The organism is Haloferax sp. ATB1 (assembly GCF_000730175.1).
Window position 1 is genome coordinate 22,005 of the sequence record NZ_JPES01000025.1, and the last position, 6,234, is coordinate 28,238.

General features: G+C 54.6%; 6 protein-coding genes and 1 pseudogene. 3 read left to right on the forward strand and 4 right to left on the reverse strand.

The features are described from left to right. Nucleotides 1-86: 86 nt before the first annotated feature. Entirely contained in the window at nt 87-383 is a 297-nt protein-coding gene (locus ATB1_RS04215; RefSeq protein ID WP_042662409.1) for a hypothetical protein, read from the forward strand. A 91-nt stretch (nt 384-474) separates the two neighbouring features. Here the strand turns inward: ATB1_RS04215 and ATB1_RS04220 are convergent, their stop codons facing one another. Beyond that, nucleotides 475-831 (reverse strand): helix-turn-helix domain-containing protein, encoded by a 357-nt coding sequence (locus ATB1_RS04220; RefSeq protein ID WP_042662410.1) that lies wholly within the window; start codon nt 829-831, stop codon nt 475-477. A 62-nt stretch (nt 832-893) separates the two neighbouring features. On the opposite strand from ATB1_RS04220, the gene ATB1_RS04225 reads away from it, so the two are divergent. Together ATB1_RS04225 and ATB1_RS04230 are read left to right on the forward strand one after the other, a co-directional pair. Next, entirely contained in the window at nt 894-1,595 is a 702-nt protein-coding gene (locus ATB1_RS04225) for an SDR family NAD(P)-dependent oxidoreductase (RefSeq protein ID WP_042662411.1), read from the forward strand. A gap of 2 nt (nt 1,596-1,597) precedes the next feature. After that, nucleotides 1,598-2,086, forward strand: coding sequence for a DoxX family protein (locus ATB1_RS04230; protein WP_082256266.1), 489 nt, complete (start codon nt 1,598-1,600; stop codon nt 2,084-2,086). A 453-nt stretch (nt 2,087-2,539) separates the two neighbouring features. Here ATB1_RS04230 and folP read toward each other — a convergent pair whose 3' ends face one another. The 3 genes and pseudogenes from folP to ATB1_RS04240 form a co-directional block, all read right to left on the reverse strand. Beyond that, a complete protein-coding gene (gene folP / locus ATB1_RS04235) occupies nt 2,540-3,379 on the reverse strand; it encodes a dihydropteroate synthase (protein ID WP_042662414.1) in 840 nt (279 codons plus the stop codon). An 813-nt stretch (nt 3,380-4,192) separates the two neighbouring features. After that, a pseudogene (locus ATB1_RS22835) lies at nt 4,193-4,721 on the reverse strand (IS4 family transposase); the annotation flags it as partial. A 45-nt stretch (nt 4,722-4,766) separates the two neighbouring features. Then, nucleotides 4,767-6,023, reverse strand: a complete 1,257-nt coding sequence (locus ATB1_RS04240; RefSeq protein WP_082256267.1) for a folylpolyglutamate synthase/dihydrofolate synthase family protein — start codon at nt 6,021-6,023, stop codon at nt 4,767-4,769. Nucleotides 6,024-6,234 lie beyond the last annotated feature (211 nt).

Consider the following 6,234-nt stretch of genomic DNA (forward strand, 5'->3'; position numbering starts at 1 on the left):
TCTACTTGTGACCCGAGTACAACAGCCCCGTGACCCGAAGACGTTCGCACAAAGGTATTCTTACTACCGGTTCGGACCTGAAGCTGATGAGTGAGCGAACGACCGAACTTCGCCAGTTGACAACCGAACTCCGAACCCACGACGACGTTGATGACGCGTTCCTCGCCAAGAGCTTCACCGATCGCCACGTGATTGTCGACATCAAGGGTGACAGCGGAGTTCCGTCGAACGTAGCGAACCGACTCGCGGCACACGGGCTCCGTGGCGCCGACGAGGTGTATGGCGACGATGAGCACGGGTCTTTTGCCGGTGCCGTCGGTGACGCGACACGGCATCATTTCGTGGATGTCCAGACTCGCGGTGCTCACCAGTCATACGTGTAGACTGAGTCGACAATGTGCGCGCAGATGTGTGGTTGATTATTCGAGTCAGGAACGTAACTGACTGTCTGGGTATCGTATCGGGATCGTTGTGCTAGTTAGCCCAGTCTGCACCCCATTGGTCGAGGGCTTCGAAGACGGGACACAGAGCACTTCCCTTCTCGGTCAGCGCATAATAGCTCGCAACCGGTGATTCGAACTCCTTGTGATTGTCGACCAACCCCTCCGCTTCCAAGTCGTCGAGTACACGCGAGAGCGTGTAGGAACTGGCCCCGGTTGAGCGTTTGAGTTCGTTGAACCGCTTTTCACCGCCCCGCAGGTCGTTGAGCACGATGAGCTTCCACTTTGCTCCCATCTGCTCGACAGCCCCCACAACGTTGCAGACGTCCGCATTCCGCCGCTCAACCTCGGTGTCTTCACTAGTGTCAGCTTCGGGTGGTTGGGTCGCCATTACTTGGTCACACTATTGTTGCCTGAAATATAAATAGGTTTGTAACCAAACCAGGTAATGTAATGGAACTACAAAACTCGACAGTGCTCGTGACCGGAGCGACCGGCAATATGGGTCCGTACGTGACGGATTCTCTCGTTGCTAGTGGTGCCAATGTTATCGGAACCTACGTCACCGACACAGCGAGAGATGAAGTCGAAAAGCGCGCTGAAAACGGCGACGCAGTATCGTACTACCCGGTCGATCTAACTGATCAGGCCGCTGTTGACGCCTTCGCCGAGACGGTCGTCGACGACCACGGACCTATCGACCACATCGTCGGACTCGCCGGTGGCTTCTCGATGGGAAGCGTAACTGATACCGACGTCGATGCCTTCCAGGCCGCGCTGAATCGCCACGTGACGACAGCGTTTCTGACCGTCAAAGCCTTCGCGGACCAGCTCGACGAGCAGAGCGGTGTCGTCCTGTTCAGTTCCGAGCGTGGCATCAACCCCGTCGGCGGTACGCTCGCGTATGACGTCGGTAAGGGCGCAGTTCGAACGCTGACCGAGTCGCTTAATATCGAACTCGATGCACGTCTCAACGCAATTGCACCGTTCCTCATCGACGTGCCCGGGAACCGCGAGGCGATGCCCGACGCTGATTTCTCGGAGTGGACGGACCCCGAGGCCATCGTTGATGAAGTGCTTCACCTGCTTTCGAACGAGGGCGTGACGGGGCAGATCATCCGGATGACCGGCGGCCAGTCGAAGTTGGAGGAATAGTCGTGCAGACCGAGACACAACAACCGCCATCAGAGACGGCTACACGGTGGGGTCTAGCCTTTGTTCGGCTCGCGCTTGGAGTTCCGATACTTATTGCAGGCGTCGGCAAAGTGTTCGCAATCGGACCGAAACCGATGGGGGTCTCGGGCTTCGCGGGTTTCTTGACAAGCCTCAGCGTTCCGTTCCCCACAGCTACTGCGTGGGGAGTCGGCCTTATCGAACTTGTTGGCGGCCTCTTGTTGGTAGTCGGCGTGGCTGTTCGAGTCGTAAGTGCGCTGATTACAGTCGACATGATCGTCGCAACTGTCTTGTACCACCTTCCCAACGGATATCCCGCCGCAAGTGATGGTATCGAACTGACGCTCGTGTTAACCCTGATCGCAGCAGCACTTGTACTGAGTGGCCCCGGCGCGCTCTCGGTCGAACATGCGCTGTTCGATCAGGATGACCCGTCTTTCGATTCGTCTCAATCCCAAGGCGCACATAAATAAGGAGCGGACCGTCGTCTCAGTATTATGACCTCAGAGATCCCAGTCACCGACACGGATGAGGGCTTTGTCGTTCGCGATCCCGACGATATCGAAATTCGAATTCAAATCGACCCATCGGATCTGTAGTCTGAACGAACGCTGCTCCGATGGCTACCTTGTTCAGCATCGCAATATCCCATCCGAGGGGCTCGATACCACCGTCAACCCCCTGATCAGATAACAAGTGTGATGGTACCGGCTCGTTGCCGGAGTCCATCGTTTGTCCCAATGCACGTCACGGGTCGTATACCCCCGATCTCAGTCGGCAGGTGCTTCCCGTCCACTTAGTGGACTTCTGTACATTGAAGATAAATGTCGTTCTTGCGACCGGCACGAATCGAGAACTCGCAGACGTGATCAGCGAGTACTTCGCTGACCCGCTCTTCTGAAATGGAACGCAGAGCGTTTGACATACTACTGATTGCGTTGTCGATTCCACAGACCCTCTGCTGTCCGGAGCGCAGTCACAGTTTCCGTAACATCGTGAACTCGTACGATATCTGCGCCGCCCTTCGCAGCGACGAGGTGCGCAGCGAGACTCGGCCCAACTCGTTCATTAGAAGGCAAGTCGGAGAACTCCGTGGCAAACGACTTGCGCGACGCACCGACGAGTACCGGAAAGCTGAGGGCAGTAAACTCATCAGTTCGTGCGAGTAGTTCGAGGTCGCCTTCTGTGTCAGTTCCGAAGCCAATCCCCGGATCGAGGATGAGCTGGTCGTCAGAGACCCCGGCAGCACGAGCGCGCTCGACACGCTGTTCCAGACGTTCACAAACGTCAGCTACAATATCGTCAGTTTTCGGGCTGTATGTGTTATCGACGGGTAGATTGACCGCGTCCATAAGTACTGCTCTGCACTCGCGGCCGGCAACGAGTGACTGCATCTCGGGATCTTCAAGTCCGTTCTGGTCGTTGATTATGTCAGCGCCGGCATCAAGGGCCGCCTTAGCAACTTTCGGCTTGTACGTATCGACCGAAACCAACGCGTCGATATCAGAATTACTGGTGATCCGTTCGAGGATAGGGAGAATCCGTTCCTGCTCCTCTTGGACGGACACTGGGTCTGCCCCAGGTCGAGTACTCTCTCCTCCAATGTCGATGATGTCGGCACCTGCTTCATCGATTTTACGTGCGCGTTCGACTGCACTCTCGAGAGACGTGTAGCAACCACCGTCGGAGAACGAATCTGGAGTGACATTCAGGATACCCATGACTTGTGTCTGGTCTGTACTCTCAAGCGTTTGGCTCCGGCTCATATCCATACGTCGTCTGGTAGGTGAGATAAACCCTAGGACTTGCGAAGCAACGTCGGTGACTTGTTCAGTGTGATGTCTTCTCGCTTATCGCCATCTTCTACGGGTCATCCACGCGAACATTCATCTTCAGTGTCTCGTTGAGTTGTCTTCCCTATCATACCCAGTACAAGAGTTGTAGCGGTGCTAGTCAACAGCACCTTTCAAAACATTCGATAATATCGGAGTCGCAGTTGTGCATTATGAACACAATTAAGAAACACCCCAGAAACCAGCCATTACGAGTGGTTCGTTGGGTACTCTGCTCATAGAACTTGTACTGATTAGAGATGCCATGTAGACTACTGTCTTCTTCGAGTGTCAAATACTAACTCCGAGATATGCGGCTATGATGTCGAAATAAATCACAACAATAGGGATGTAATCTTCTATCCAGGTCACGAAACTGGGCCAGATCACCGGTTCAAAGTCATACAATATTCACAAGTACTGGCGACGCTCTCACATTTCAGATACTTCGTAAATGAAGGGATATACTGCCTCTCAGACTGCTTTCTGGATCAGAGATTCGGTTCGAGCGGATGACTTCGATATAATCGAAATCGGGGATACTCCCAAATAAGTGACTAAAAAATACATTACGAATATCGTTGGGACCAATAGTCTCCCAAAAGGTTCCAGAGCTAATCACATGTTGAGGTGAACTATGGGTGATGACTCGCGAGTGCGGAGGTGATAGTCCACCCCGACCGGTTGTTCACTGCTGCTTTCGTAGACAGTCTCCTCTCGTCCTCGGTTGGCTACAGTAAGATGTTCCTATTGCCAGTCTCTTCGGCTCGACCTTCGACTACCTACCGTCCGGCATGGAAGAGATCTGTCTGGTTGTCTGGCGTCACGAGAAACCAATTCCGCTAAGTTCGGCAGTGGACGCCGTACGATGACTTTTGTCTTCGAGAATGAGTTGAGCGAAAGATCACAAAACCTTCGCCCAGTATTCTCGTTGAAACACCATCTCTGGGCACATCTTCTGAAACACGCTCAGTAAGGCTCTGTAACGCTCACGTCAGCAGAGCTACTACCACGAACAGCTTCACGATTGCTGGGTCGCTTGTCTGGAACTTCTCCAACCCGTACTTCGATTCAACTCACGGAACAGTACTTCTCCTTTCCACTACACCACGTACAACGCCGCGACTTGCTCCGACGTGAACTCATCCGGCAGGTTCGTCATCTGCGGGAGATAGTCGTTAGTGTCCTCGTTTCGGTCACTGTCTCGACGCGGAACGCCATCGTCGCAGTCGGACGTTTCTCATCGTGGACGCTGCTTGAAGTCCACCAACCGAGTTTACTTGTTTATTTCGAGCGTACCTGTTTATATCGGAATTCGGAATCAAATCCACCGATTGCGTGCCTCGGCGACGACGTACAGTGAACCGGTGATTAGTACACAATCGTCGTCGTCGGCCAATTCGAGCGCGTGTTCGACCGCTATTTTCACTGTCTCGTTCCGTTCTATCCGGGGAGAGCTCGTCTCGAATGCACCAGCGAGCGTGTCGAATGACGCGGCTCGGCTCACATCCGGTCGACAGAGGTGAAGCACGTCCGATTCAGGGAGTATTGTCGCCATCTCCGAGTGGTCCTTCTCTTTCATTGCGCCGAACACGAGGTGTAGCTCATCGAATTCGTATCGATTGACGAGGTTAGCTAGTGCGGAGCACGCTGCCGGATTGTGCGCACCATCAAGGATTACCAATGGCTCCGTCGACAGCACCTCGAATCTCCCTGGCCAGTAAGCGTTGTGGAGGCCGTGTTCGATCGTCTTAGTATCGACGTTCGCCACTTGTCGGGCGAGCATTGCCGCAACGCCGGCGTTGGTCGCTTGATGTTGACCGATCAACGATAGGTTCGTCGTGACGTCCCAGTTCGGACCGATTATCGAAACGGTCGTTTCGTCGTTCGAGATCATTGGCTCCTCCTGTGTGATGATATCGGCTGCCGTGTCGCCCACAGTGACGACCGGCGTTTCGGCTCGGATCGCGTCGAGTGCGGAGCCGTCCGCACTCGTCACGAGCGGGGAGTCGCCCGGTGCGACTTGCGCTTTATCGCTGGCGATCTCTTCGACCGTCTCGCCAAGGACGTCGGTGTGTTCGAGACTGACGTTCGTGACGGCACTCGCCACCGGGTCGACGACACTCGTCGCGTCATGCCGCCCGCCGATTCCGACTTCGAGGACTGCAACGTCGACGTCTTCGCTACTAAAATGCTGCAACGCGAGGACGGTCAGAATCTCGAAGTACGTAGGGCAGTCACCGTCCTCGCGTAGCTGGGCGATGCACGGTTTGATCTCCTTAGCGAACGATCGGACGTGTGATTTTGGGATTTTCCGCCCGTTGACCCGGATCCGCTCACGAAAACCGTTCAGGTCCGGTGAGGTGTACAACCCGACATCGTGACCCGCTTCTCGCAGTACGCGTTCGAGCATTACCGCTGTACTCCCCTTCCCGTTTGATCCCGCTATCTGAACGCAGTTGACTCCCTCATGTGGATTGCCGAGGCCGGAAAGCATCTTAGCGGTCGTCTCCGTCCCGAGCTTCGGGCGAGAGCAATCTAGACTCTCTAGATAGTCGACCGCCTCATGATAGTCCATATCAAGTAGGTTCATCGGTATCGGTATTAATGTGTTTTTCTCCTCTATTACCCAAAATAACGTCCTGTGTCGGGACCCACGACACGGGACAGGAAACCGCTCACTCTCGCGATTGATCCTGACTTTAAGCTACTCAGCGGTGCGGTATCCGTCTATTAGTCTGTGGAACTGGAAGGTTCAGCGACGGACGGGTCAGAGCCTCGGACATTCC